Raw genomic sequence first — 25,108 nt, 5'->3', positions numbered from 1 at the left:
AGACGGACGACGGGCGCGGCGCGCGGCGTCGCTTCAGTGCAGCGTGCGCACCGCGTGCGGGCTTTCGAGCGCGAAGGCCGGGATGGCGACGGTGAAAGGCTGACCCGCCTCCGTCTGCATGTGGTAGTCGCCGACCATGATGCCGGACGGAGTGGGAAGGGGCGCGCCGCTCGTGTAGGTGAAGGACTGCCCCGGCGGCAGCGTCGGCTGCTCGCCGACCACGCCCGGGCCCCGCACCTCTTCGGTGCGGCCGCGGCCGTCGGTGATCCGCCAGTGGCGCGCGACCAGCCGGACGGTCTCCGACCCTTCGTTCACGATCTCCACGGTGTAGGCGAAGACGTAGCGGTCCTCCTCCGGCGCCGACTCCTCCACCAGGAAGCGCGGCGACACCGTCACGCGGATCTCGCGCGTCACGGCGGTCCAGGAATGCGGCGTCTCGGCCGTAGAGGTCGTTGGGGCGGTCATGACGCGAACCTAAGCGCCGCGCCGCGCGGGACGTCAAGCGGGACCGGCCGTGGTCTCGCGCGGTTAACGATATGTGAACATGCACGGCGGATCTGGACTGCTGGCGCGCCAGATTCGACTTGATCGGCGCAAGCGCCTCGAATTTACTGCGTTTCGAGGTTCGCGCGCATCAACAAGCACAAAGAAGCGGGCCTCGGGGAAACGCAGGTGAACACCGAAGCGGCGATCGTCCGCGGCCTCTCAGGCTGCGCCCGGGCGCGCGTCAGCGGTGCGCCGCTCAGGAAGGACAACCCGTGACCGACACGACAGATCCAACGGCGCCCCCGGGGGGCGCGAGCACCGGCCGGCGGGGATTTCTCGCCGCGGCTGCAGCCGTCACCGTGGCCAGCGTCGCCGCCCCGTCCGTGGTTCGCGCGCAAACGGCCGTTCGGCTGAAGTTCCAGTCGACCTGGCCGAACAAGGACATCTTCCACGAGTTCGCATCGGATTTCGTGAAGCGCGTCAACGAGATGGGCTCCGGCCGCATCCAGATCGAGCTGCTTCAGGCGGGCGCCGTGGTGCCGGCCTTCCAGCTGATCGACGCGGTCTCGACCGGCGTGCTCGACGGCGGCCATGGCGTCGCCGCCTACTGGTACGGCAAGAACAAGGCGTTCTCGCTGTTCGGCACCGCCCCGCCCTTCGGTTGGAACGCCAACCAGCTGCTGTCCTGGATCAAGTATGGCGGCGGCCAGGCGCTCTACGACGAGCTCACGCAGCAGATTCTGAAACTCAACGTCGTAGGCTTCCTCACCGGCCCGATGCCGACCCAGCCGCTCGGCTGGTTCAAGAAGGAGATCACCGATCCCGAAGGCCTGAAGGGGATCAAGTACCGCACCGTCGGCCTCGGGGCCGATCTGTTCAAGGAGCTCGGCACGGCCGTCACCATCCTGCCGGGCGGCGAGATCGTGCCGGCGATCGACCGCGGCCTGATCGACGGCGCAGAGTTCAACAACCCGTCGTCGGACAAGGTGCTCGGCTTCCCCGACGTCTCGAAGATCTACATGGTCCAGAGCTACCATCAGGCGCTGGAATGCTTCGAGGTGCTGTTCAACAAGCGCAAGTTCGAGGGGCTGCCCGCCGAGGTGCAGGCGATCGTCCGCTACGCTTCGGAGGCGGCCTCCGCCGACATGTCGTGGAAGGCGCAGGATCGCTACTCCAAGGACCTCGAGGCCATCAAGGCCGCGGGCGTCAAGGTGATCCCGACGCCGCAATCGGTTCTGGAGGCCCAGCTCGCCGCCTGGGACAAGGTGATCGCCAACACCCAGGATCCCTTCTTCCAGAAGGTGATCGAGAGCCAGAAGGCCTTCGCCAAGCGCGTCGTCGGCATGACGCGCGAGATGGAGGCGCCCCGCGACCTCGCGTACGACCACTTCTTCAAGGCCTGATCGCCCCAATCGCGGCCGGCCTTCGGGCCGGCCGCGCCGTTTGCGTCGCACGTCGAGGGGACACGCCGGATGCAATTCTATCTTCTCGCCGTCGACCGCTTCAATGCGGCCGTCGGCAAGCTCTTCGCGTGGTCGATCGTCGTTCTCACGCTGGTCATCACCTATGAGGTGCTGTCGCGCCGCATCATGGGCGCGCCGACGACCTGGGCGTTCGACGCGAGTTACATGCTTTACGGCCTGCTGTTCATGTCGGCCGGGGCCTATACGCTGTCGCGCAACGGCCATGTTCGCGGCGACTTCCTCTACCGGCAGTGGAAGCCGCGCACGCAGGCCGGCCTCGACCTCGCGCTCTACATCCTGTTCTTCTTTCCCGGCATTCTGGCGATGGTCTACGCCGGCTGGGCGTTCTTCGATCTGTCGTTCCAGACCAAGGAGACGAGTTCGTTCTCGCCCGACGGCCTGCTGCTCTGGCCGTTCAAGCTGATCATACCGATCACCGGAGTGCTGATGACGATGCAGGGCGTGGTCGAGGTGCTGCGCTGCTGGATCTGCCTCAGGACGGGCGAGTGGCCGCAGCGCCAGAGCGACGTCGAGGAGACCGAACAGCTCATCCTCGCCGAGGCCGCCGCGAACAAGATCGACATCGACATCAACAAGATCCACGTCGACGAGGCCAAGCTGTGAGCGCGCTGATCTCCGATCCCGCGATGGGCGTGATCATGCTCGCCCTGTTCGTCGTGCTGCTGCTGCTCGGCTTTCCGATCGCCTTCACGCTGATGGCCCTCGGCGTCGCCTTCGGCTACTACGCGATGGGCGACACGGTCTTCCAGCTGTTCGTTCAGCGCACCTATTCGGTGATGTCGAGCGACGTCCTGATCTCGGTGCCGCTGTTCCTGTTCATGGGCTATCTCGTCGAGCGCGCGAACATCCTCGACCGGCTGTTCCGCTCGATCCAGCTCGCGGCCGGCGGCCTGCCCGGGTCGCTGGCCCTCGCCACTCTCGTCACCTGCGCTCTGTTCGCGACCGCGACCGGCATCGTGGGCGCCGTGGTGACGCTGATGGGCCTGCTCGCCTTCCCCGCCATGCTGCGGGCGGGCTATGACACCAAGCTGTCGGCGGGCGTGGTCTGCGCCGGCGGCTGCCTCGGCATTCTGATCCCGCCAAGCGTCATGCTCATCCTCTACGGGGCGACGGCGGGCGTCTCGGTCGTCAAGCTCTACGCTGCGGCGTTCTTCCCCGGCCTGATGCTCGCCGGCCTCTACATGGCCTATGTCATCATCCGCGTGCTGCTGAATCCCTCGCTCGCGCCGAAACTTCCCAAGGAGGAGCGGGCCGGCTCCTATTTCGCCGTGCTCTGGGCGCTCGCGACGTCCTTCCTGCCGCTGGCGCTCCTCATCTCCGGCGTGCTGGGCGCCATCATCGGAGGCTACGCGACCCCCTCCGAGGCCGCGGCGATCGGCGCGATGGGCGCGTTCCTGCTCGCGATCGCCTACCGCCAGCTCACCTTCACGAAGCTCAAGGAGTCCGTCTATCTGACCGCCCGCGCGTCGGCGATGGTGTGCTGGCTGTTCGTCGGATCGTTCGTGTTCTCGGCGGTGTTCGCCTATCTCGGCGGCCAGTCGGTGGTCGAGAACTTCATCATCGGCCTCGACCTGACGCCGCTGCAGTTCCTGATCCTGACCCAGGTGATCATCTTCGTGCTGGGCTGGCCGCTGGAGTGGACGGAGATCATCGTCATCTTCCTCCCGATCTTCCTGCCGCTTCTCAGCCACTTCAACATCGACCCGCTGTTCTTCGGCGTCCTCGTCGCCTTGAACATCCAGACCTCGTTCCTGTCGCCGCCGGTCGCGATGGCCCCCTTCTACCTCAAGGGCGTGGCGCCGAAGCACGTCACGATCAACGAGATCTTCGCCGGCGTGCTGCCCTTCCTGTTCATCGTGGTGTTCGCGATGGCGCTGTACTACACGTTCCCGCAGATCGGGCTCTGGCTGCCGAACTATCTGTATGGGGGCGGGGCGCAGTGAGCGGAGCGAGCGCGGCGACCCGCGCCGCCTAAAAGCGCCGTCGTTCCGGGCTCGCCCGGAACCCATTTCCTCTGCGGTTCGAAAGGCCCCGCGCCGGGGGCGGAAATGGATCCCGGGACGAGCCCGGGATGACGGCCAATAGGATGACGATCGCCAAGGCATGACGACCGGCGGGAATGGTTTTCCCCGCGCAAGGCCCACGCTCCCGCGTCAGTTTCGGGGCGAGGGCTCCTCGCCGTTCTCCGCTTCGGCGTCGAGCGAGTCGACCTCGGCCGGGGAAAATCCGTAGCGCGTCGAGCAGAAGTCGCAGGTGACCTCGATCGAGCCGTCGTCGACGCGCATGTCGCGCCGGTCCTGCGCCGTGAAGCTCTTCAGCATGCCCTCGACGCGTTCGCGCGAGCAGCGGCAGGCGTCGCGCACGCCGCGGCTCTCGAACACGCGGACGTCGCGTTCGTGGAACAGGCGGATCAGCAGCCGCTCGGGGGCGAGCGTCGGATCGATCAGCTCATGGTCCTCGACGGTCGCGACCAGGGTCTGCGCCTCCACCCAGGCGTCGTCGTCCGGGGCGTCGTCGAACTCCACGCCGTCGGGCGCGTCGCCGGGGTCGAGATCGGGGGCGCGCATGCGCTCCGGCGCGTCAGGGAGGAACTGCACGAGCAAGCCCCCGGCGCGCCAGGAATGGCCCGGCGCTTCGCCGTTCTGCGCCGACAGGCTTTCGGCGACGGCGAGACGGACCTTGGTCGGGATCTGCTCGGACTGCTTGAAGTAAGCGTGGGCCGCGTCCTCGAGCGTGCCACCGTCTAGCGCGACCACGCCCTGGTAGCGCGACAGCTCCTCGCCCTGCTCGATCGTCAGCGCCATGTGGCCGGAGCCGAGCAGCGGCCCGGTGCCCCGGACGTCATAGAGCCGGCTCTCGTCGAAGCGCGCGTAAGCGCGCATCCGGTCGGGGCTCTCGAAGTCGACCACGATCATGCCGATCGGGCCGTCGGATCGCGTCTGCAGCTGGAAACGGCCGTCGATCTTCAGCGCCGAGCCAAGGAGCACGGCCAGCGCCGCCGCCTCGCCCAGCACCTTCGAGACCTGCGGCGGATAAGCATGCCGCTCCAGCACCGCGTCGATCGACGGCCCGAGCCGCACCACGCGCCCGCGCACGTCGAGCCCGTCGATCTGGAACGGCAGGATGCGGTCGTCGCCGTCCTGGCGGAGGCTTGTGTGAGGATGGTCTGTCATGATCGCCGATACTTAGCGATCATGGGGCGAGAACGGAAGGTCGCGCCGCCGCTCCGACGCGTCGGGCCGGGCGGCCGGCCGGCTCATGCGCTTCCGATGGCCGGCGGCGACCGGTCATGGGCGCGCAGCCGGTACGCCATGACGAGCAGCGCCACGCCGAAGGCGAGAGCGTAGGCGCCGAGCCACCATGTCAGCACCAGCGCGCCGATCAGCGGCGCAATGGCGAGAGCCGCGCCGAAAACGATTGACGCCGCGCCCGCGAGCGCGAGCCACAGGCGCCCGGGCGCCGCCCCGAAAAAGGCCGCGGTGGCGACCATCATGACGCCTGAGACGAAGGACCAGAACGCCATCAGCAGGATGAAGACGAGCACCGTGATGCCGGGCCAGAGCAGGGCGACAGCCGCGGCGGCGAGGCTCGCCAGGCCGCCGAGGAGCAGCGGCCCCCAGCGCCGCCACCCGATCCCGTCGCGGGCGCAGCGGGCGGCGAGATAGAGCTCAGCCGCGCCGTCCGCCAAGGCGTAGATGGCGAAGAGCAGGACGAAGGACAGCATGGCCGCCCCCGGCGCGAACAGGGCGGCGAGGCCAAGCGCCACCGCGAACGCCCCGCGCATCGCGATCGTCCCCCAGCTTCGCGCGAAGGGCAGGGCTATGGACTGGCCCCACTTCTGAGCGAAATCCGACATCGGCCTCAAGTCTCCAGCGCCGCGCCGTCGATCCGGTTCGGCAGTCGGCAGCTTACGCGGGTACGGCCCCGAAGCACCATGCCAGAACGCCCTTCTGGGCGTGCAGCCGGTTCTCCGCCTCGTCGAACACCGCGGACTGCGGACCGTCGATCACCTCGTCCGTCACCTCCTCCCCGCGATGGGCGGGGAGACAGTGCAGGAAGATGGCGTCCGGAGAGGCCTGCCGCATCAGACGCCCGTTGACCTGATAGGGCTTCAGCAGGTTGTGCCGCCGCTCGCCGTCGCCGTCGCCCATGGAGACCCAGCTGTCGGCGACGACCGCGTCGGCGCCCGCGACCGCCGCCTCGGGATCATGTCCGATGTGGAGGTCGGCCCCGGCGTCCCGCGCCCAGGCGACCAGTTCCGGCTTCGGCGCGAGCTCGGGCGGCGTCGCGACGTTCAGCCGGAACTCGAACCGCGCCGCCGCCTCGACCCAGGACGCGAGCACGTTGTTGAAGTCGCCGGTCCAGGCCACGGTCCGCCCGCGGATCGGACCCTTGCGCTCCTCGAAGGTCAGCACGTCGGCCATGACCTGGCAGGGATGCGAGGCCTTGGTCAGGCCGTTGATCACCGGAACCGTGGCGTGGCGCGCAAGCTCCAGAAGCTGTCCATGGTCCAGCATGCGGATCATGATCGCGTCGACGAAGCGCGACAGCACGCGCGCGGTGTCGGCGATCGCCTCGCGCTCGCCGAGCTCGATCTCCTTGCCCGTCACCATCACCGGCTCGCCGCCGAGTTCGCGGATGCCGACGTCGAAGGACATGCGGGTCCGCAGGCTCGGTTGCTCGAACACCATGGCGACGAACTTGCCGGCGAGCGGCTTGTCGGCGGCCGCCTCGACGGTGCGCCGACGGCCCTTCATCTCCCGCCCGGCGTCCACGATCGCGCGCAGCGTCGGGCCGGAAAAGTCCGCAAGGTCGAGGAAGTGGCGAACGTCCGTCGCGCTCATTGCGCCGCTCCGACAGGGGCCGCTTTCGCCATGCCGGCCTCGACCACCGACAGGCCGCGGTCGATGCGCGCCATGGCGTCGCCGATCTCGGCCTCGGTGACGATCAGCGGCGGCAGCAGGCGCACGACGTTGTCGCCGGCCCCGACGGTCAGCAGACGCTGGTCGCGCAAGGCGGCCGCGACCTCCCCGTTCGGGACGACGCAGCGCAGGCCCATCAGGAGCCCCTCGCCGCGCACTTCTGCGACGACGGTCGGATGGCTGTCGACGATCTCGGCGAGGCGCTGGCGCATGACGAGGCCCATGCGCTTGACGTGATCGAGGAAGCCGGGCTCAAGCATCACGTCGAGCACGGCGTTGCCGACCGCCATGGCGAGCGGATTGCCGCCGAAGGTCGATCCGTGAACGCCGGCCGTCATCCCGTCCGCCGCCTCCAGCGTCGCGAGGCAGGCGCCGAGCGGGAAGCCGCCGCCGATGCCCTTCGCCACCGCCATCACGTCCGGGGCGACGCCAGCGTGCTCATGCGCGAACAGCGCGCCGGTGCGGCCCATGCCGCACTGGACCTCGTCGAAGATCAGCAGCAGGCCCTCGCGATCGCAGATCTCGCGCAGCATCCGAAGCGTCGCCGGAGGCACCTCGCGCACGCCGCCTTCGCCCTGCAGCGGCTCGACGAGCACGCCGGCCGTCTCGGGCCCGATCGCCGCCTCGACCGCGGCGAGGTCGGCGAAGGCGACCTGGTCGAAGCCCTCGACCTTGGGGCCGAAGCCCTCAAGATACTTCGCCTGCCCGCCGGCGGCGATGGTCGCGAGCGTGCGGCCGTGGAAAGCGCCTTCGAAGGTGATCAGCCGGTAGCGCTCCGGCTCGCCCTTGGCGTGAAAATGCTTGCGGGCGAGCTTGATCGACGCCTCGAGCGCCTCCGCGCCGGAATTGCAGAAGAACACGACGTCCGCGAAGGTCGCGTCGACCAGCCGTTGCGCCAGCCGTTCGCCCTCCGGGATCTGATAGAGGTTCGAGACGTGCCAGAGCTTCTCGGCCTGGCTCTTGAGCGCCTCGACGAGATGCGGATGGGCGTGGCCGAGGGCGTTCACCGCCACGCCGGAGCCGAAGTCGAGATAGCGCTCGCCCTCGGTCGTGGTCAGCCAGCAGCCCTCGCCACGCTCGAAGGCGAGGCCGGCGCGGGCGAAAACGGGCATCAGCGCGGAGGGGGGCGTCACGGCGGACCCTTTGCGGCGTCGGACCGACGGCCGTCCACGGGTTGCGGCGAGGGGCGTCGGAAAAAAGAAAAAGAGCCGCCCCAGCCGAGCGGCCCTTCGATCGCGCCGATCATATGAGGCGTCGGCCCCGTGTCAATCGCCGGAAAACCCCACATCCTCAAGGGGGTTCCCAAGCCCTGGGGGCCCCACGCGCCGCGCGCGGGGTTTCTCGGAGGGTCCTGCAAGTCCCGTATGGAGGGCCGAACGGCCTGGGGAAAACCCCACTGTTGCATTACGGACTCTTTACGCTGAGTCGGCGCCTATCGTATTTTACCTTTCGTTAAGCACGACATCTCGTGCTGCGGATCGTTTCCAAGCGGGCCTGAGGCGTCTTGACGTCCGATCGCGCGACAGCGCGTGGCGACGAGGGCGATCGGATTCCGCCCATGGGACGGAATTGGAGGATCCGATGCAGTGGACCGACGAGCGCGTCGAGCTTCTCAAGAAGCGGTGGGCTGACGGCCTGAGCGCCAGCCAGATCGCCGCGGAGCTTGGCGGCGTCACCCGCAACGCCGTCATCGGCAAGGTGCACCGGCTCGGCCTGTCCGGCCGCGCGAAGGCCGCCCCCGCCGGCGTGTCGCGCCTGAGGGCGAAGCCGGCCTCCGCGCCGGCCCGTCGTCCGGCCGCCCCCGCGCCGCGCCAGCAGAGCTTCGGCGTGCGCGGCAATCTCGCGCTCGCCGCGGCCCCGGCAGTCGCGTCCCGGCCGTCGCCGGCCCCGCGCGTCGTGCCGATCCAGATGGTCGAGACCACGCCGCTCGCCTGCGAGCGCGTGACCATCATGGAGCTGCGCGAGAACATGTGCCGCTGGCCGCTGGGCGATCCCAGCCAGATCGATTTCCGCTTCTGCGGCGGCCGGTCGAACCCGGGCGTGGCCTATTGCCCGCATCACGCGCAGCTGGCCTACCAGCCGGCGAACGACCGTCGCCGCGATCGTCGGCCGATGGCCATCACCCACTGAAGCGACGATGTTGTCTTCGGCGCCGGCGTAAGCCCGGCGCCGAAAGCCGTCGACGAGCGGGGGCGCGGCCTCGGTCACCCGCGTTCGTCGAGAGCCTGCGCGGGCGCCTCAGGCCGTCGCGCGGGCCAGGTCGCCGAGCAGGCTGGCGGCGACGGAGAGCCGCGCCAGCGTGATCCCCGATCCTGCGATCTCCAAGACCGCGCGGCGCACGCGGGCTGAGTCGGACGAGGCCTCCGCCCAGGCCGCGATCGCGTCCGCGCCGGACAGGCCGGGCGCCGCCGTGAGCGCCGCGACCGACATCGCGCGGGCGGCGACCCCGATCTGGCCGAGCGCGCGGTCGAGCGCCAGACGCTCGTAATAGTCGGACACCGCGATCTGCTGGGCCGAGCGCACCACCTGGGCGATCTGGAAGTGCTCCACCACCGCGAAGATCGTCGCCGCCGCCTCGGCGATCGGCCGTTCGGTCTTTTCCGCGATCAGCACCGCGTCGGGCGCGCCTTCCAAGGCGAACAAGGCGGAGAGCCTGTAGGCCAGCCCCGCCGGCAGGCCGGAGCTCTCGAGTTCCGCGGCCTTGGCCGCGCGCCGTTCGGACGCCTGGCCCAGCGCCGCGTCGAGGCCGGCGCGGATCTCCTCGATCCCGGGCTTGAAGCGCCCGACGACGTTTTCGAGCCCGGCGTCGAGGTCGACGTTTCCGAGAAACCACACCATCCGGTGCAGCATCAGGTCCTGCACGCTGGCGTAGAGGTCGAGCTGAAGGCTGCCCGAAATGCGGGCGTCCAGGGCGTCGATCTCGGCATTGAGTTCGGGAAAGCCGAAGGCGTCGCGCGCCACGGCGAAGGCCGCGGCTATGCGGGCCGCGCTCGCGCCGGTCTGGTCGGACAGGCGCACGACCAGCGCCGGTCCGCCGCGATTGATCATGGCGTTCGCGATCAGCGTGGCGATGATCTCGCGCCTCAGCCGGTGGCCCGCGATCGCGTCCGCGAAGCGCTCGCGCATCCGGCTCGGAAAATAGCCGACGAGGTCCTGCGCCATGTAGGGATCGTCGGGCACCTTCGAGGCGAGCAGATCGTCATAGAGCGCGATCTTCGCCCAGGCCAGCAGCACCGCGATCTCCGGCCGCGTCAGCGGATCGCCTGATCGCGCCCGCTCGGCGAGCGTCGCGTCGTCCGGGAGGGTCTCGACCGTCCGGTCGAGCAGGCCCCGGCCTTCGAGCGTCTGCATCAGCCGGGTCTGGAATCCGGCCTCCTCGGCGCCTGCTCTCCGACTGAGCGAGATCGCGAGCGTCTGCGCATAGTTGTTGGCGAGGACGAGACGGGCGACCTCGTCGGTCATCTCGACCAGGATCGCGTTGCGGTCGGCAAGCTCGAGCGTTCCGTCGCGCACGGGGCCGGCGAAGGCGATCTTGATGTTGACCTCGACGTCCGAGGTGTTGACGCCGGCCGAGTTGTCGATGGCGTCGGAGTTGACCCGGACGCCCTTGCGCGCCGCTTCGATGCGGGCCTTCTGCGTGACCCCGAGATTGGCGCCTTCGCCGATCACCTTGACCCGCAGATCCTGCGGGACGACGCGGATCGCGTCGTTGGCGCGGTCGCCCGCCTGGTCGTCGGTCTCGGTCGAGGCGCGGACATAGGTTCCGATGCCGCCGAACCACAGCAGGTCAGCCGGCGCCTTCAGGATCGCGTTCATCAATTCCTGGGGCGACGCCGACGCCTTGTCGAAGCCGAGCGCCGTCCGCGCCTCCGGGGACAGCCGTATCGTCTTCAGGCTGCGCGGATAGATCCCGCCTCCCTTGGAGACAAGCGACGCATCGTAATCCTGCCAGCTGGAGCGGCCGAGCTTGAACAGGCGCGCGCGCTCGGCGAAGGACGTCGCCGGATCAGGGTCCGGGTCGATGAAGATGTCGCGGTGGTCGAAGGCCGCGACCAGCTTGATCGCAGGCGACAGCAGCATGCCGTTGCCGAACACGTCGCCCGACATGTCGCCGACGCCGACCACGGTGAACGGCGTGGTTTGGATGTCGACGTCCATCTCTCGGAAATGGCGCTTGACCGCCTCCCAGGCGCCCCGGGCGGTGATGCCCATCGCCTTGTGGTCGTAGCCCACCGATCCGCCGGAGGCGAAGGCGTCGCCCAGCCAGAAGCCGCGCGCTTCCGCGATGCCGTTCGCGGTGTCGGAGAAGGTCGCCGTGCCCTTGTCGGCGGCCACCACGAGATAGGGGTCGTCGCCGTCGTGGCGGACGACGTCCTTTGGATGCTTCACCTCGTCGCGCGAGAGGTCGTCCGTGACGTCGAGCAGCGTGTTGATGAATATCTTGTAGGCGGCCTTGCCTTCCTCGAACCAGGCGTCGCGAGGACCGGCCGGCAGCTGCTTCGGCACGAAGCCGCCCTTGGCGCCGACCGGCACGATCACGGCGTTCTTCACCTGCTGGGCCTTCACCAGTCCCAGCACCTCGGTGCGGAAGTCCTGCGGACGGTCGGACCATCTGAGGCCGCCGCGCGCGACCTTGCCGAAGCGCAGATGGACGCCCTCCACGCGGGGCGAATAGACCGAGATCTCGTAGAGCGGCCGGGGCGCTGGAAGGCCCTCGACCTTGCGGCTCTCGAATTTGAAGGCGAGGGTCGCCTTCGGCCGTCCGTCATCCTCGGTCTGGAAGAAGTTGGTGCGGAGAGCGGACTGCACGAGGTTCTGGAAGCGCCGCAGGATGCGGTCTTCGTCGAGGCTGTCGACCGCCTGGAGCGCCTCCTCGAGCTCGGCCGAGATCGCGGCCTCGCGCTCCGCCCGGTCGCCCGCGACGTCGGGGGCGAAGCGGGCGCGGAACAGCGCGACAAGCTTGCCCGCAAGCGGCGCGTGCTTGGCGAGCGTCGTCCACATGTAGTCCTGGTCGTAGGGCGCGCGGGCTTGCCTGAGGTAACGCGACAAGGCCCGAAGCAGCGCGATGTCGCGCCAGCCGAGCCCGCCCTCGAGCGCGAGCGCGTTGTAGCCGTCGCTTTCCGCGTCGCCGATGAGCACGGCGATCAGCAGCGCTTCCAGCCGCTCGTCGAGTTCGCGGGAGAGATTGATCACGCCGCCCTTGGCGCGCTCCAGCGACATGTCGTGGATCCAGACCCGCTGATCGTGCGGGAAACCCGGCCGATCCACGCGGTAGGTCCGCTCGTCGATGACGCGGAAGCCCATATTTTCCAGCATGGGCACGCGCCGCGACAGCGGGATCGGCGCGCCGTGGGAGAACACCTTGAGGCGCATCTCCGGCTCGTCTTCGCGGCGGTAGAAGTCGATGGCGAAGGCGCGGTCCGCCGACAGGGCTTCGATGTGCCGGATGTCGACGACGGCGTCGGCCGCGCTCATGCGCGCTTCATAGGCCCGGCCGAAAGCCTGTCCGTAGCGGCCGGCCAGCGCGCGCGCCTCTTCGCCCGAGCGGCCGTCGCTGAGCGCGACGCGCAGCGAATCCGCCCAGGTCCGCACCAGCACGGAGAGTTCGGCGTCGAGTTGTCCGCCGTCGACCGGCCCGACATCGGCGTGTTCGAGCCCGATGACGAAATGCACCCGCGCCAGCAGGCCTTCGGGGAAGCTCGGCGAATAGGAGGTGACATGGCCGCCGAAGCGCCGGGCGAGATGGTCGCCGATGCGCGCGCGCACGTCGCTGTCGTAGCGATCGCGCGGCACGTAGACGAGCGCGGAGACGAAGCGGCCAAACTTGTCGCGCCGGATGAGCGCCTTGACCCGGGGCCGCTCGTAGAGCGCAAGAACCTCCATCGCGACCGCGTAGAGCGTGTCGACGTCGGTCTGGAACAGCTCGTCGCGCGGATGGGTCTCGAGGATCTGCGCGATCGCCTTGCCGGAGTGGCTGTCCGGATCGAAGCCCGCGCGGCGCGTCACGAGATCGACCTTCCGGCGGATCAACGGCGTCGACCGGGCCGGCCGCGTCACGGCGGCCGCGGTGAACAGCCCGACGATCCGCAGCTCGCCTTCGAGCCGCCCTTCGGAGTCGAACCGCTTGATCCCGACGTAATCCATGTGAAGGCGTCGAAAGACCTTCGACCTCACGCTCGCCTTGGTGACGATCAACGGCTTCGGCTCGTGCAGGAACGCTCGGATCTCCGGCGTCGTGACCACGAGCTCGGTTCCCCTCTGCAGCACCCGAACGGACGGGTCCCTCAGGACGCCGAGCCCCGTCTCGGAGATGCGCTCGAGCCATTCCTCGTCGCGGTCGGCCTTGAGCGCATATTCGCGCGCGCCGAGAAAGATGAAGTCGCCTCCCGCCAGCCAGTCCAGGAACTGGACCGACTCGGCGATCTCGTCGGCGGCGAGCGGCGGCGGGATCTCCCGGAAATCCCGCGCCGCCTGGCGGACCGCGGCGACCATGCCGTCGTAGTCGCGGGTCGCATGCCGCACCTCCGTCAGCACGACGTCGAGCGCCATGACCAGCGCGTCGCGCTCGTCGGCGTCGTCGAGGCGGTCGATATGGAGGTGGATCAGGCTTTCGCGCGGGATGTCCTCGAATTCGGCGCGGTCGGCGTCGCCCCGGAAGGCGGTCAGACGACCCTCTCCGTCGCGCTCGATGGCGAGGATCGGGTGGGCGACGAACCGCGCCTGAATCCCGCGTTCGGTGAGTTCCGCAAGCACGCTGTCGAGCAGGAACGCCATGTCGTCATTGGCGATCTCGAGGACCGTGACCTCGCCCCCGGCGCCGAGGTCGTGGTCGGAGAGGCGGATGTCGTGCGCGTCAGGCGCGCGGTCCTTGACATGCCGCCAGGCGCCCGCCGCGAGGGCGGAGACGGCCTCGGACGAAAGCGGCGCGAGATCTTCCGGCGCCGCGCGGCCGAACAGCGCTTCCACGAAGTCGGGCGGCGGCCCGTCCCCGCCGTCGGCTGCGCCGGCGAACCGCGTGGCCTCCCCGAGCTGGGCCGGCCGCCTGGCGTCGCCGTCGTCCATCGTCGCCTCCTGAGGATCGAAATGGCTCCGCTGCCTAGCATGTGGCGCGTGGCTTCGGAACCAAGAGGGGACGTCGCACACGGTTTGATGACGGCGCCGCGCTCAGTGCGCTCCGATCGCCGCGAACACGTCGTCGGGCGTCCATCCGGCGGCGCGAAGCGAGGCGATCGAGGTCGAGCCACGCGTCTTTGCGAGCTTCAGCCCGTCTGCGTCCGCCATCAGCCGGTGGTGGCGATAGGCCGGGGCGGGCAGGCCGAGCAACCGCTGCAGCAGGCGATGGATCGAGGTCGCGTGGAACAGGTCCTGACCGCGCACGACATGGGTGACGCCCTGCAGCGCGTCGTCGACGACCACGGCGAGGTGATAGCTCGTCGGCGTATCCTTGCGCGCCAAAATGACGTCGCCCCAGTCCTGCGGGCGAGCCGGCACGGAGCCGGTCTCGCCGGCAGGCCCCTCGCCCAATTCGAACCAGCCGAGCGGCTCCGCGCCCGCGGCGGCGATCGCGGCTCCCATGTCGAGTCGCAGTGCGGCCGGGCCCTGGCGCTCGCCGCCGGCGACGCCGGGAACAGGCAGGCGCGGCGCGCCGTCGGGGTCGCGCGGCCACGGCCGGCCGAGATCGGCCTCGGCGCGCGCCGAGGCCGCGGCGATCTCGGAGCGCGCCAGCCGACAGGGATAGAGGAGTCCGCGCGCCTCGAGCGCGTCGAGCGCGCGGCGATAATCGGCCATATGCGCGGACTGTCGTCGCGGCGGCTCCTCCCAGGCGAAACCGAGCCAGGCGAGATCCTCGAAAACGCCGTCCACGAACTCCGGCTTCGTGCGCGCCGGATCGATGTCCTCGATCCTGAGGAGCACCCGGCCGCGGGCCTCCGCCGCCGCGCGCCAGACGCAGGCGGCCGACAGCGCGTGGCCGAGATGCAGCCGGCCGGTCGGCGAGGGGGCGAAGCGGAAGACGGGCGTCATGCGGGCGGAGGTCGCTCCACGAAGGCGGGACAAATCGCGCGAGCGGGCGCCGCACTCTGCAAGTATCGCAAGCCACGGCGCAAGGAACGTGGTAAGCACGGCGATGACCAAACACCGCTTCAAAGTCGGCGACCGCGCGTCGCTTGCCGCCACCGCCTCTCTCAAGATGGCGACCTCGGTCGTGATCACCGGCCTCTACCCCGCCGATCACGAGAACCTGCCGCTGCGCTATCGCGTGAAGGCGCCCAGCGAGTCCCATGAGCGCATGGCGACCGAGGACCAGCTCAAGCCGGGCTGACCCTCGACGCCGCGTCTTGCGGCGACCGCCACGCGCCGGATTGTTCCTTGCCCGATCCGCGGCTAGCGTGCGCAGCCGTGACGCCTGAACGCATCCTCGACAAGCCTGATCTCGACGCCGCCCTCGACGCTCTCTGCGCGCGAGACGCGCGGATGGCCGCTCTGCGCGCCGCAAGCCCCGAACCGCCGCTCCGGAGGATCAGCGCCGACATCGCCGGCCTCGTCTGGATCGTCAATTCGCAGCTCATCTCGGTCGCCGCCGCCCGCGCCATCCATGGCCGCGTCGAGGCCGCGCTGGGCGCTGTGGAGCACGCCGCCCTGTCCGCGGCCCCCGACGAGCTGTTCCGCGCGGCGGGGATGTCCAGGGTCAAGCTGAAGACGGTGAGAGCGCTGTGCGCCGCCGTCGACGACGGGCTCGACGTCGAAGGCCTCGAGGCGCTCGACGAGCCTGAGGCGCGGGCGCGCCTGCTCGCGATCCCGGGCGTCGGACCCTGGACCGCGGACGTCTTTCTGCTGTTCGCCCACGGCCGGCCGGACGCCTTCCCCGCGGGAGACGTCGCGGTCCAGTCCGCGATGAAGGACGTGCTCGGCCTCGCGGCCCGGCCGGACCGAGGCGCGGCGGAAGAGCTCGCCGAACCTTGGCGCCCGCTCCGCGGAGTGGCGGCGCAGCTGTTGTGGGCCTATTACCTGGGCCGGCGGCGAGGCCGGGACGCCGCCCCATCCCGGACGCCCGCCGGTCCCGTTCGGCCCGCATCCGTCGAGGAGATCGCATGAGCCAGGCCATCGACGGCCCCCGCCTTCCCGCCGCCTCGGGCGCGGCGAAGGCGCTCGTCGTGTTCCTCCACGGCTTCGGCGCCGACGGCAATGATCTGATCGCGATCGGCCAGGAGTGGCGGCGCCTGCTGCCGGACGCAGCCTTCGCCTCGCCGCACGCGCCGGAGCGCTGCATGGCGGCGCCGACCGGCCGGCAATGGTTTCCGCTCACCTTTCGCGATCCCGACGAGCGCCGCCGGGGCGTGATCGCCGCGGCGCCCGGCCTCGACGCCTTCCTCGACGCCGAACTCGCGCGGCACAAGCTCCCGCCCGACCGGCTGGCGCTCGTCGGCTTCAGCCAGGGCGCCATGATGGCGCTGCATGTGGGACTGCGGCGCAAGACCCCGCCGGCTGCGATCCTGGGCTATTCCGGCATGCTGGTCTCGCCGGAGGCGCTCGCGGCGGAGGCCACCGGCAAGCCGCCGATCCTGCTCGTTCACGGCGAGCGCGACGACGTCATACCGGTCGACGCGCTGTTCGCCGCGATGGACGGGCTCGCCGCCGCCGAAATTCCCGTCGAATGGCATCTCGCGCCGGGCCTCGGTCACGGCATCGACGGCGAGGGACTGCGCCAGGGCGCAGCCTTCCTCGCGAGCTCGCTCAAACCACGGAGGACAGGCCTTCGAGCGTCTTCACAAGCCTGACACGCCCGATATAGATTATGCCTCAAGCGCAGGCTTGAGCGCCCGCGCGCCGATAGGGAGTGCGTGGTGACGGTCGCCGTCTCGCCTGATGCGTGCCCGGCTCTGGTCCTGAACGCGGATTATCGTCCGCTCAGCTATTACCCGCTGTCGCTGTGGGCGTGGCAGGACGCGATCAAGGCGATCTTCCTCGATCGCGTGCACGTGCTGTCGCATTATGACCGCCGTGTGCACAGCCCGAGCTTCGAAATGAAGCTGCCGTCGGTCGTGTGCCTCAAGACCTACGTCAAGCCGGCGCGACACCCGGCCTTCACCCGGTTCAACGTCTTCCTCCGCGACCGCTTCTCCTGCCAGTATTGCGGCACGCGGGAGGAACTGACCTTCGACCACGTGATCCCGCGCTCGCGCGGCGGGCAGACCACCTGGGAGAACGTCGTCGCGGCCTGTTCGCCCTGCAATCTCCGAAAGGGAGGGCAGATGCCGGACGATTGCGGCATGCGGCCGGCGCAGGAGCCTTTCCAGCCCTCGGTCCACGACCTGCACCGCAACGGCCGCGCGTTCCCGCCGAACTACCTGCACGACAGCTGGCTCGACTACCTCTACTGGGACAGCGAGCTCGAGCCTTAAGCCGTGGCGTTTGGGCCGCGCTCGACCGCTGCTCGCGGTCGCAGGCGCCTTCCGGGGCTTGGCGCCGTCACCCGCCCGTCGTAGATGGCCGCGACGGCGCGGCTTCCGGGCCGCCTTCCACGCACAACGTCAGGGGGCGCTCCATGAAGGCGTTCGTGATCGGATTTCCAAAATCGGGCACGTCCACGCTGCAGGACGCCTTCACGAGAAGCGGCCTGAAATCCGCTCACTGGCGGATCAAGGACGGCGGCTACGTCGGCCGGATGATCTACCAGAGCTTTCTAAACGGGCGGGACCCCCTGGAGAAGCTGGCGGACTTCGACGTGATCGCGCAGGCCGACGTCTGCGTCCCAGGTCAGAAGGTCAATTGCTGGCCGCAGCTCGATTTCAGCGTGCTGGCCGCGATCCGCAAATATCATCCGGAATGCGTGTTCATCCTGAACCGGCGGCCCTCCCAGGACATCGCGTCGTCGATCCTGCGCTGGAACGACTTCTCCAAGCGGCTTGAGCAATCCGACATTCCGGGCCTGCCACGCGGTTACGGCACGAAGGCGAAGCATCTCGTGCAGTGGATCGACGCGCATTGCGAGGCGGCGCGACTGTTCTTCAAGAACGATCCGAACTTCCTCGAGCTCGACATCCTCGACCCCGAGGCTCCGGAAAAGCTCGGCGCGGCGATCAAGACGCCGATCCTGTGGTGGGGTCAGTCCAACGTGAACCGCAGGCAGCCTTCGGCAGCCTGACGCGTCCCGGCGGTCAGCGCCTCGTCAGACCATAGGCCGCGAGCCCCGCGACCGCGGCCGAGATCAGCGCGCTGTAGCCGGCGAGCGAGATCCCGAACAGTCGCCAGGCCGCCGCGTCGCACGGGACGATCCGGGTGGCGCGCATCTGCTCCAGCAGGCCGCCGGCCGCCGTCGGCGCGGCGTTCGCGCCGGCGCAGCTCGCCGGGCCCGGCCAGAAGCTCCATTCGACCCCGGCGTGATACGCCCCGAGCAGGGCGTTCCCGAGGAACAGCGCCCCCGCCACGGCCAGAAGGGGCTTCGCCAGCCCCGACCTTCCGCCGAGCGCCAGAACGCCGGCGACCAGCGCAAGCGGCGCGCCAAGATAATACGGCCAGCGCTCCCACAGGCAGAGCATGCAGGGCACGTAGCCGAAGACGTGCTCGAACACGAGCGCTCCGCCGACCGCGAGGCTGGCGATGGCGGCGACCGCGAAGGCTGCGGTCGCGACCGCAGCCGAGGACGAAGGGCGTGGGATTGTGGTCGTCATGGCGCCGATATGCCTCTTCGCGGCGGCCGCGTCTCCTCCCGTCGAAATTTTTTTTGCGCCTCGCCCGGCGGGCGCTCGGCCTGCGGCCGCTACGCCGGACTGGCGAGCAGCGCTTCGCGCCCTAGCGAGCCGCCGGCTGGCTCACGGGTAAACCTTTGAGCCGTCGCTTGGCGGATAGACCAAGGACGCGAACCGCCCCGCGATCGTGGCGGGTTAATGGAGTCGCTAGGATTTGACGGTCATGGATCTATAAAGTCACCACCTTCAGTATCGGGCTATAGAAATCTGAATTTTGAACGTAATACCTTCGCTGTGTGAGCGATCTCAGCAAGCGTTATCGATCTCAAAGAAATTTTACATCCGCTTTTGATGTGCGCCCGACGCTCTGTTCAGGCGATGTCACCCGGGCGCCTCCCGGGAGCGAACACGTCTTCGATAGCGGATGCGGCAGGGAGTTAATTTATGGCGTTGCTTGGCTTGAATCTGGACGGACTGGTCGGCGGAGTGACCGATGCGGTCGATGATCTTCTTGGAGCAGGGACTGGCGGGATCGTGGGCGACCTCGCCCCCGGCAAGCTCGTCGACAGCCTCGGAACGACGCTCGACGGCGTTCTCGACGGCGGTCCGACCGACCTTCTCGACGACCTCCTCGGAAACGATCTCCTCGATCTCGGCCTGCTGCAGGACGTGCTCGGCGGCGTCGGGGGAGGCGGCCTCGATCTCGGCTCGCTGGACGACCTTCTGAACAGCGTCGACGTCAACGACCTCGGCGGCACGCTTGACGATCTGTTCGACGACGGTCTGCTCGGCCTCGGCGACACCGTGCTCAATCCCGACGCGCTGGGCGATCTCGGTCCCGCCGACCTCCAGTCCACCACCACCTTCGTCACCAATCTCGTGGGCACGGTGCTCGACGTCGCAGGCGACACGGCCGACGTGGGGCTGATCCTCGACTCGCTGCTCGCCGGCGACGACGTGCTGAAGGGCGATGACGGCCCCAACGCCATCGACGGCCGCGCCGGCGACGATTCGATCGCGGGCCTCGGCGGCAAGGACACGCTGACGGGCGGAGACGGCGAGGACACGCTGCGCGGCGGCGAGGGCAATGACGTGCTGAGCGGCGGCGTCGGGGACGATTTGCTGTACGGCGACGCCGGCGCCGACCGGCTGGGCGGCGGTTCGGGCGCCGACAGGATGATCGGCGGCTCGGGCAACGACCAGTACGCCGTCGACAGCCGCGGCGACGTGGTGACGGAAGCCCTCGACGGCGGCCGCGACCTCGTGCTGAGCGCCGTGGGCTATCGCCTCGGCGACCACGTCGAGAACCTCAAGCTGCTCGGCCGGGGCGATCTCACGGGCGTCGGCAACACGCTCAACAACAATCTGTCCGGCAATCTGGGCGATAACGCGCTCCGGGGCGGCCTCGGGAACGATCTGCTCATCGGCTCGGGCGGCGTCGACACCCTGACCGGCGGGGCGGGCGATGACGTCTTCCGCTTTAATCTCCCGTCGGATTCGGGAATCGGAGCGGGGCGCCGCGACGTCATCACGGACTTCGCCGACGGCGACCGCATCTCGGTCGGCCCGCTCGACGGCGACCTCGAGGCGGTGAACGATCAGGCCTTCAGCTATATCGGGGGCACGCGGCCGTTCTCCGGAGACGGGCACGGCGAGATCGGCTTTACGAAGGGCGCGAACTTCACGCTGATCCGCGTCGACGCCGACGGCGACGGCGGCCTCGACTTCCAGGTCCAGCTCACCGGAGCGCACGATCTGGCGCGCGCCGACTTCATTCTCTGACGCGTACGCTTCTGTTCGGGCGGCGCCTCCAGGCGCCGCCCGCCACATTCACACGACGTATTTGACGACGACGAAGCCGCCGACGACCACGACCAGCAGCAGGATGGCGGCGAGCTCGAGACGTTTCTCGATGAATTCGCGCACCGGCTCGCCGTAGCGCCGGAGCAGCCATGCGACGGCGAGGAAGCGCAGGCTGCGCGAGACCAGCGACAGGAAGAAGAACAGGACGAGGTCGTAGCCGGCGAAGCCGGAGGTGATGCTGACCAGTTTGTAGGGGATCGGCGTCAGGCCCTTGAGCAGGATGATCCACATCCCGTAGGCCGCATAGGCCTCGCGGAACGCCTCCATCTTGTCGCCGTAGCCGTAGAGCTGGATGATCCAGAGGCCGACGGTGTCGTAGAGCAGCGCGCCGATCGCATAGCCGAGCATTCCGCCCAGCGTCGAGGAGATGCCGCACAGCCAGGCGAGCCTGTAGGCCTTGTCCGGCCGCGCGATGACCATCGGCACCAGAAGAATGTCGGGCGGCAGCGGGAAGAACGAGGCTTCGGCGAACGACACCCCGGCCAGAGCCGCGTTGGCGCGCGGCCCCGCCGCGAGAGCCAGCGTCCAGTCGTAGAGACGTCTCAGCATGTGTGGTCTTTCGCCGGCGCCCGCGCGGCGCGGCCCGGCAATGGGCGTGGGGGCCGCCGACGGCGGGTCGCCGCGATCAAGCGGGGACGAACCGTGAAAGCATCGTGAAGGCGTTCATGGCGACGGCAACCCGAAGAAAACGCAACGGCTCTAGCAGCCGCCGGCGCCGCCCGCAATGCGGCGCGGCGAAGGCTCGCGCCGCCCCCGTCCGGAATTGACAGATCGGCGCCGCCTCGACATCGTGCCGGCCGCTCGGGAGTCCGGGCGCTGCGGGCGTGGTGGAATTGGTAGACGCGCCGGACTCAAAATCCGGTTCCGCAAGGAGTGTCGGTTCGAGCCCGACCGCCCGCACCACTCGGCGCGCCCCGGCAGCGGCGCAGAGCCGCAGGTCCCGCCCTAGAGCCCGAAGGTGACCCGTCCCGCGGCGTCGATCTGGAACGAAGGGTTCCACGCGATCTCCCAGGCGTGCCCGTCCGGATCCGCGACATAGCCGCGGAGGCCGCCATGCCCAGGGGCGTCGGCCGGTCTGAGGACGTGGCCTCCGGCTGCGACGAGCTTCTCCAAAAGCGTCTCCACGGCCTCGCCCGACCCCACATTGTGCGCCAGCGCGACGGCGCCTGAGCCGGCCTGGCATGGACGCCGCATGTCCTCCTCAAGCCGGGCCTGCAGCCAGGTTCCCAGCACAAGCCCGTTCATCTGATAGAAATGGATGTCGTCGTTCTGAAAGACGGGCGTCCACTCGAAACCGTCGCGGTAGAACCGCCGCGACCGTTGGAGATCAGCAACGCCCAGGGTGACGACGGAAATCTGCTGCTGCACGACCCGCTCCGCTGTCGTTGCGGCCTTCGACGCCGCGCCCCCGGGAAAGCGGCCCCGGCCTTCGGGCGGGGCCGGGCCGTTTCGAACGACCCGCTTTTCGGCCGCGGTCGAGTGTACGCCACGCCTCTCCCGGCGCAAACGAAGCGGTCGCCACGGGAGGTAACGTAATGCAGCGGCTTAACAATTTAATTGGCGAGCGCCGTCGACGTCGTCGTCCGCCCCGTCATATAACTGGCTTCCCCGCTCGCTCACGTCGGCTCCATGGACTGGATCGCGCTCACAGAGGCTGTCCGACGTCGCCCGTCGCTCGGCTATGCGATCGCTGTCGCAGTAAGCGTCGCGGCGCTCGCGCTCCGGCTCGCGATGACCGACGTCTTCGTCGGGTTTCCCTTCATCACCTTCGTGCCGGCTTTCGCTCTCGCCGCCTTTCTGGGCGGCGTCGGTCCTGGCGTCGTCGCGGCCGCGTCGGGCGCGGTCTTTGCGGGCTACTTCTTCATCGAGCCGCTCTACGACTTCGCCTTGCCCTGGCCGTCGGGCTGGATCGCCATGGGGTTCTATGGGCTGATCGCCATCGTCATCATCATCCCGATCGGGACGATGCTGAGGGCCCACGACCGGCTGACGGCGAGCGAAGAGGCGCTGAAGCAGCTCAACGCCGATCTGGAGCGGCGCGTCGCGGACCGGACGGCTGAACTCCAGGCCGAGGTCCGCGAGCACGCCGAGGCGCAGGCGCAGGTCCGCCAGCTGCAGAAGATGGAGACCATCGGCCGGCTGACCGGCGGCATCGCGCACGACTTCAACAATATGCTGGCGATCGTGATCGGCTCCCTGGACCTCGCGAGGCGGCGGCTCACCGGCGATGAGCATCCCCGCGTCGCCTCCGGCATCGCGAACGCGTTCGAGGGCGCCCAACGCGCGGCTACGCTGACCGCGCGTCTGCTGGCGTTTTCGCGGCAGCAGACGCTCGAACCCCAGACGATCGACGCCAACAAGCTGGTCGGCGGCATGTCCGAGATGCTGCGGCGGACGCTGGGCGAGACCATTCGCGTCGAGACGGTGCTCGCCGGCGGCCTGTGGCGCACGCGCGCCGACCCGATCCAGCTCGAAAGCGCGATCGTCAATCTCGCCGTCAACGCCCGCGACGCGATGCCGACCGGCGGCGCCCTGACCATCGAGACCGCGAACACCGATCTCGACGACCGCTATGCGCGCGCCCATCACGAGGTGACGGCGGGCCAGTACGTGATGATCAGCGTGACGGACGCAGGCTCCGGCATGCCGCTGGAGGTCGCCGAGCGGGCGTTCGATCCGTTCTACACCACCAAGGGCGTCGGCAAGGGCACGGGGCTGGGCCTCAGCCAAGTCTACGGCTTCGTCAAGCAGTCCGGCGGGCACGTGAAGATTTATTCCGAGCTTGGCCGGGGAACGACGGTCAAGATCTATCTGCCCCGCCGGCAGGCGGAGCCCGACGCGCCGCCGCTCGCAGCGCTTGCGGAGGCGGCGACTGCGGACGGCGACGTCATCGTGCTCGTGGTGGAGGACGAGGAGCAGGTCCGGCACATGAGCGTCGACGCGCTCCGGGCGCTCGGCTACACGGTCGTGCAGGCGAGCGACGGGGCGCAGGCCCTCGAGCAGCTCTCGCTGCAGCCCCGCATCGACCTGCTCTTCACCGACATCGTGATGCCATACATGACGGGCCGCGAGCTCGCCGACGCCGCGCGCAAGCTCAGGCCCGAGCTGAAGGTGCTGTTCACCACCGGCTACACGCGCAACGCGGTCGTCCACAACGGCATCCTCGACAGCGGCGTCGCTTTCCTGCCGAAACCCTTCACGGTCGAGCAGCTCGCGACGAAGGTCGGCGCGGCGCTCGCCGGAGCCGGCGCGAACCGCTGAAGCGCTTCGAAGGCGGCATGGCCGGATTTTAGCCCAGGCCAGGAGCGCGCCGCGCGCGCCGCGTGGCCGGACGCGTTCCCGAGCGAGGACGGTCGTGCTAGGCGCTGAAGACCCCTCCCGTCGCAGCGCCCCGATGCCCCGCACCATCCTCGACGTCACCCGGCTTCTCACCCGCGCGAGCCACCCGATCGCGACCGGCGTCGACCGGGTCGAACTGGCCTACGCCCGCCGCGCGCTGTCGCTGCCGCCCGAGCGCGTGGGCTTCGCCGCGATCTTCCGGCGCCGGGCGGCGCCGCTCGACCGCGCGGCCGTGGAGGGCTTCGTCCAAGCGCTCGACTCGAAATGGCGCGGGCTCGCCGGAAGTCCCTCGGCGGCGCTGCGCCTCGCGGAGCGTCTCGGAGCTCCGGCGCCGCCCACGCCCCCGGCCGCCGACGCGAGCGACGACGCCTTCCGTCGCGCGCTGAAGCTCAGGGCGCAGGCGGCCCTCGGGCTGGGACGGCGGGCGGTCGGCAGGGGCGACGCCTATGTCCACGTCTCGCACATCCGGCTCGATCGACCGGAGGTTTTCGCGAGCGTCGTCGCAGCCGGCGCGATGCCCGTCATCCTCGTCCACGACCTGATTCCGATCCGGTTTCCCGAATACGGCCGAGAGGGAGAGGCGGAGCGGCACGCGCGCCGCATGACCACCGTGCTCGATCACGCGGCGGTCGTCGTCGCCAACTCGGCCGACACCGCGCGCGATCTCGCAGCCTTCGCCGCCGAAACCGGGCGCCGGACGCCGCCGATGCTGAGCGCGCCGCTCGGCCTGGAGCCGGGCTTCTCCGCCGACGTCGCCCCGCTCGCGACGCCGAAGCCGTATTTCGTGGCTCTCGGCACGATCGAGCCGCGCAAGAACCACCTGCTGCTGCTCCACCTCTGGCGGCGGCTCGCCGAACAGCGGGGAGCAGACACGCCGACGCTCGTGCTGGTCGGCCGGCGCGGCTGGGAGAACGAGATGGTGGTCGACCTGCTCGAGCGCTCGTCGGCCGTTCGGGCGCATGTCGTCGAGGTGAACGACCTGCCCGACGCCGCGCTCGTCGCGCTGGTGAAGGGCGCGCGCGCCCTGCTGTTTCCGAGTTTCGCGGAGGGCTACGGCCTGCCGCTGGCGGAGGCGCTGGCGCTCGGCGCGCCGGCGATCGTGTCGGATCTGCCGTCCTTCCGGGAGATCGCGGGAGAGGCGGTCGAGATCATCGACCCGCTCGATGGTCCGGCTTGGCAGGCCGCGGTGCTCGACTACGCCGACGAGCGGTCGCCCCGCCGCGCCGCCGCGCTCGGCCGCATCGCGGGCTTCACGCCTCCAAGCTGGGAGGGACACTTCCGGATCGTCGCCGAGGCGACCGGGCTCGGCTGACCGGCTCGCGGGGGC

The 25,108-nt window shown here is 69.5% G+C and carries 22 protein-coding genes and 1 tRNA gene; 13 read left to right on the top strand and 10 right to left on the bottom strand.

Features of this window, described 5'->3' with window-relative positions:
- Nucleotides 1-33: 33 nt before the first annotated feature.
- A complete protein-coding gene (gene apaG / locus ACO2RJ_RS18970) occupies nt 34-465 on the bottom strand; it encodes a Co2+/Mg2+ efflux protein ApaG (RefSeq protein WP_423269734.1) in 432 nt (143 codons plus the stop codon).
- A gap of 293 nt (nt 466-758) precedes the next feature.
- On the opposite strand from apaG, the gene ACO2RJ_RS18965 reads away from it, so the two are divergent.
- The 3 genes from ACO2RJ_RS18965 (at nt 759) to ACO2RJ_RS18955 (ending at nt 3,913) form a co-directional block, all read left to right on the top strand.
- Nucleotides 759-1,889, top strand: coding sequence for a TRAP transporter substrate-binding protein (locus ACO2RJ_RS18965; protein WP_423269733.1), 1,131 nt, complete (start codon nt 759-761; stop codon nt 1,887-1,889).
- Nucleotides 1,890-1,958: 69 nt separating this feature from the next.
- A complete protein-coding gene (locus tag ACO2RJ_RS18960) occupies nt 1,959-2,573 on the top strand; it encodes a TRAP transporter small permease subunit (protein ID WP_423269732.1) in 615 nt (204 codons plus the stop codon).
- A 23-nt stretch (nt 2,574-2,596) separates the two neighbouring features.
- Nucleotides 2,597-3,913 carry a TRAP transporter large permease gene (locus ACO2RJ_RS18955; protein ID WP_423269833.1) on the top strand — a complete coding sequence of 439 codons (1,317 nt, stop codon included), beginning with the start codon at nt 2,597-2,599 and terminating at the stop codon, nt 3,911-3,913.
- Nucleotides 3,914-4,123: 210 nt separating this feature from the next.
- Here the strand turns inward: ACO2RJ_RS18955 and ACO2RJ_RS18950 are convergent, their stop codons facing one another.
- From ACO2RJ_RS18950 to ACO2RJ_RS18935, 4 genes are all read right to left on the bottom strand, one after another.
- Nucleotides 4,124-5,143: an Hsp33 family molecular chaperone gene (locus ACO2RJ_RS18950; RefSeq protein ID WP_423269731.1), complete on the bottom strand. Its 1,020-nt coding sequence runs from the start codon at nt 5,141-5,143 to the stop codon at nt 4,124-4,126.
- A gap of 83 nt (nt 5,144-5,226) precedes the next feature.
- Nucleotides 5,227-5,826, bottom strand: a complete 600-nt coding sequence (locus ACO2RJ_RS18945; RefSeq protein ID WP_423269730.1) for an HdeD family acid-resistance protein — start codon at nt 5,824-5,826, stop codon at nt 5,227-5,229.
- A 52-nt stretch (nt 5,827-5,878) separates the two neighbouring features.
- Nucleotides 5,879-6,814, bottom strand: a complete 936-nt coding sequence (argF, locus tag ACO2RJ_RS18940; protein ID WP_423269729.1) for an ornithine carbamoyltransferase — start codon at nt 6,812-6,814, stop codon at nt 5,879-5,881.
- Entirely contained in the window at nt 6,811-8,004 is a 1,194-nt protein-coding gene (locus tag ACO2RJ_RS18935; protein WP_423269832.1) for an aspartate aminotransferase family protein, read from the bottom strand. Before ACO2RJ_RS18935 ends, argF begins: the two co-directional genes overlap by 4 nt.
- 469 nt (nt 8,005-8,473) lie before the next feature.
- Between ACO2RJ_RS18935 and ACO2RJ_RS18930 the strand changes: the two genes are divergently transcribed.
- Nucleotides 8,474-9,022 (top strand): GcrA family cell cycle regulator, encoded by a 549-nt coding sequence (locus ACO2RJ_RS18930; RefSeq protein ID WP_423269728.1) that lies wholly within the window; start codon nt 8,474-8,476, stop codon nt 9,020-9,022.
- A 108-nt stretch (nt 9,023-9,130) separates the two neighbouring features.
- Here ACO2RJ_RS18930 and ACO2RJ_RS18925 read toward each other — a convergent pair whose 3' ends face one another.
- Together ACO2RJ_RS18925 and gluQRS are read right to left on the bottom strand one after the other, a co-directional pair.
- Entirely contained in the window at nt 9,131-13,954 is a 4,824-nt protein-coding gene (locus tag ACO2RJ_RS18925) for an NAD-glutamate dehydrogenase (RefSeq protein WP_423269727.1), read from the bottom strand.
- Nucleotides 13,955-14,056: 102 nt separating this feature from the next.
- Nucleotides 14,057-14,914 carry a tRNA glutamyl-Q(34) synthetase GluQRS gene (gluQRS, locus tag ACO2RJ_RS18920; protein WP_423269726.1) on the bottom strand — a complete coding sequence of 286 codons (858 nt, stop codon included), beginning with the start codon at nt 14,912-14,914 and terminating at the stop codon, nt 14,057-14,059.
- Nucleotides 14,915-15,017: 103 nt separating this feature from the next.
- Here gluQRS and ACO2RJ_RS18915 point away from each other — a divergent pair, with 103 nt between their 5' ends.
- From ACO2RJ_RS18915 to ACO2RJ_RS18895, 5 genes are all read left to right on the top strand, one after another.
- The gene (locus tag ACO2RJ_RS18915) at nt 15,018-15,212 is read left to right on the top strand and encodes a hypothetical protein (RefSeq protein WP_423269725.1); all 195 of its coding nucleotides are present in this window, start codon (nt 15,018-15,020) and stop codon (nt 15,210-15,212) included.
- A gap of 77 nt (nt 15,213-15,289) precedes the next feature.
- Nucleotides 15,290-15,985, top strand: a complete 696-nt coding sequence (locus ACO2RJ_RS18910; protein ID WP_423269724.1) for a DNA-3-methyladenine glycosylase family protein — start codon at nt 15,290-15,292, stop codon at nt 15,983-15,985.
- The gene (locus ACO2RJ_RS18905; protein ID WP_423269723.1) at nt 15,982-16,668 is read left to right on the top strand and encodes an alpha/beta hydrolase; all 687 of its coding nucleotides are present in this window, start codon (nt 15,982-15,984) and stop codon (nt 16,666-16,668) included. The genes ACO2RJ_RS18910 and ACO2RJ_RS18905 overlap by 4 nt, the downstream gene beginning before the upstream one ends.
- Before the next feature lie 66 nt (nt 16,669-16,734).
- Nucleotides 16,735-17,292, top strand: a complete 558-nt coding sequence (locus ACO2RJ_RS18900) for an HNH endonuclease (RefSeq protein WP_423269722.1) — start codon at nt 16,735-16,737, stop codon at nt 17,290-17,292.
- Between the two features lie 143 nt (nt 17,293-17,435).
- Nucleotides 17,436-18,035, top strand: a complete 600-nt coding sequence (locus ACO2RJ_RS18895; protein ID WP_423269721.1) for a hypothetical protein — start codon at nt 17,436-17,438, stop codon at nt 18,033-18,035.
- Between the two features lie 13 nt (nt 18,036-18,048).
- Here the strand turns inward: ACO2RJ_RS18895 and ACO2RJ_RS18890 are convergent, their stop codons facing one another.
- The gene (locus tag ACO2RJ_RS18890; RefSeq protein WP_423269720.1) at nt 18,049-18,561 is read right to left on the bottom strand and encodes a disulfide bond formation protein B; all 513 of its coding nucleotides are present in this window, start codon (nt 18,559-18,561) and stop codon (nt 18,049-18,051) included.
- 462 nt (nt 18,562-19,023) lie between these two features.
- Between ACO2RJ_RS18890 and ACO2RJ_RS18885 the strand changes: the two genes are divergently transcribed.
- Nucleotides 19,024-20,361 carry a calcium-binding protein gene (locus ACO2RJ_RS18885; RefSeq protein WP_423269719.1) on the top strand — a complete coding sequence of 446 codons (1,338 nt, stop codon included), beginning with the start codon at nt 19,024-19,026 and terminating at the stop codon, nt 20,359-20,361.
- A gap of 48 nt (nt 20,362-20,409) precedes the next feature.
- On the opposite strand, the gene ACO2RJ_RS18880 is transcribed toward ACO2RJ_RS18885, so the two are convergent.
- Nucleotides 20,410-20,991: a YqaA family protein gene (locus ACO2RJ_RS18880; protein ID WP_423269718.1), complete on the bottom strand. Its 582-nt coding sequence runs from the start codon at nt 20,989-20,991 to the stop codon at nt 20,410-20,412.
- A gap of 269 nt (nt 20,992-21,260) precedes the next feature.
- Here ACO2RJ_RS18880 and ACO2RJ_RS18875 point away from each other — a divergent pair.
- A tRNA-Leu gene (locus tag ACO2RJ_RS18875) sits at nt 21,261-21,345 on the top strand.
- A gap of 42 nt (nt 21,346-21,387) precedes the next feature.
- Here ACO2RJ_RS18875 and ACO2RJ_RS18870 read toward each other — a convergent pair.
- Nucleotides 21,388-21,810 carry a VOC family protein gene (locus tag ACO2RJ_RS18870; RefSeq protein WP_423269717.1) on the bottom strand — a complete coding sequence of 141 codons (423 nt, stop codon included), beginning with the start codon at nt 21,808-21,810 and terminating at the stop codon, nt 21,388-21,390.
- 261 nt (nt 21,811-22,071) lie between these two features.
- On the opposite strand from ACO2RJ_RS18870, the gene ACO2RJ_RS18865 reads away from it, so the two are divergent.
- Nucleotides 22,072-23,703: an ATP-binding protein gene (locus tag ACO2RJ_RS18865; protein WP_423269716.1), complete on the top strand. Its 1,632-nt coding sequence runs from the start codon at nt 22,072-22,074 to the stop codon at nt 23,701-23,703.
- Between the two features lie 133 nt (nt 23,704-23,836).
- The gene (locus ACO2RJ_RS18860) at nt 23,837-25,093 is read left to right on the top strand and encodes a glycosyltransferase family 4 protein (protein WP_423269715.1); all 1,257 of its coding nucleotides are present in this window, start codon (nt 23,837-23,839) and stop codon (nt 25,091-25,093) included.
- Nucleotides 25,094-25,108: the final 15 nt, after the last annotated feature.

The sequence above is a fragment of the Hansschlegelia sp. KR7-227 genome (assembly GCF_049446035.1).
Taxonomy (GTDB): domain Bacteria; phylum Pseudomonadota; class Alphaproteobacteria; order Rhizobiales; family Methylopilaceae; genus Methylopila.
Note: the sequence above shows the minus strand (reverse complement) of the source record. Positions and strands in the feature narration are given on the sequence as shown.

Excerpts from the sequence above, each read along its gene's own strand:
- ACO2RJ_RS18945 (WP_423269730.1), bottom strand. The coding sequence starts at position 5,826 with ATGTCGGATTTCGCTCAGAAGTGGGGCCAGTCCATAGCCCTGCCCTTC.
- gluQRS (WP_423269726.1), bottom strand. The coding sequence starts at position 14,914 with ATGACGCCCGTCTTCCGCTTCGCCCCCTCGCCGACCGGCCGGCTGCAT.
- ACO2RJ_RS18905 (WP_423269723.1), top strand. The coding sequence starts at position 15,982 with ATGAGCCAGGCCATCGACGGCCCCCGCCTTCCCGCCGCCTCGGGCGCG.
- ACO2RJ_RS18950 (WP_423269731.1), bottom strand. The coding sequence starts at position 5,143 with ATGACAGACCATCCTCACACAAGCCTCCGCCAGGACGGCGACGACCGC.
- ACO2RJ_RS18955 (WP_423269833.1), top strand. The coding sequence starts at position 2,597 with ATGGGCGTGATCATGCTCGCCCTGTTCGTCGTGCTGCTGCTGCTCGGC.
- ACO2RJ_RS18925 (WP_423269727.1), bottom strand. The coding sequence starts at position 13,954 with ATGGACGACGGCGACGCCAGGCGGCCGGCCCAGCTCGGGGAGGCCACG.
- ACO2RJ_RS18930 (WP_423269728.1), top strand. The coding sequence starts at position 8,474 with ATGCAGTGGACCGACGAGCGCGTCGAGCTTCTCAAGAAGCGGTGGGCT.
- ACO2RJ_RS18885 (WP_423269719.1), top strand. The coding sequence starts at position 19,024 with ATGGCGTTGCTTGGCTTGAATCTGGACGGACTGGTCGGCGGAGTGACC.
- ACO2RJ_RS18895 (WP_423269721.1), top strand. The coding sequence starts at position 17,436 with ATGAAGGCGTTCGTGATCGGATTTCCAAAATCGGGCACGTCCACGCTG.
- ACO2RJ_RS18960 (WP_423269732.1), top strand. The coding sequence starts at position 1,959 with ATGCAATTCTATCTTCTCGCCGTCGACCGCTTCAATGCGGCCGTCGGC.
- ACO2RJ_RS18860 (WP_423269715.1), top strand. The coding sequence starts at position 23,837 with ATGCCCCGCACCATCCTCGACGTCACCCGGCTTCTCACCCGCGCGAGC.
- ACO2RJ_RS18935 (WP_423269832.1), bottom strand. The coding sequence starts at position 8,004 with ATGCCCGTTTTCGCCCGCGCCGGCCTCGCCTTCGAGCGTGGCGAGGGC.
- argF (WP_423269729.1), bottom strand. The coding sequence starts at position 6,814 with ATGAGCGCGACGGACGTTCGCCACTTCCTCGACCTTGCGGACTTTTCC.
- ACO2RJ_RS18880 (WP_423269718.1), bottom strand. The coding sequence starts at position 20,991 with ATGCTGAGACGTCTCTACGACTGGACGCTGGCTCTCGCGGCGGGGCCG.
- ACO2RJ_RS18890 (WP_423269720.1), bottom strand. The coding sequence starts at position 18,561 with ATGACGACCACAATCCCACGCCCTTCGTCCTCGGCTGCGGTCGCGACC.
- ACO2RJ_RS18915 (WP_423269725.1), top strand. The coding sequence starts at position 15,018 with ATGACCAAACACCGCTTCAAAGTCGGCGACCGCGCGTCGCTTGCCGCC.
- apaG (WP_423269734.1), bottom strand. The coding sequence starts at position 465 with ATGACCGCCCCAACGACCTCTACGGCCGAGACGCCGCATTCCTGGACC.
- ACO2RJ_RS18865 (WP_423269716.1), top strand. The coding sequence starts at position 22,072 with ATGGACTGGATCGCGCTCACAGAGGCTGTCCGACGTCGCCCGTCGCTC.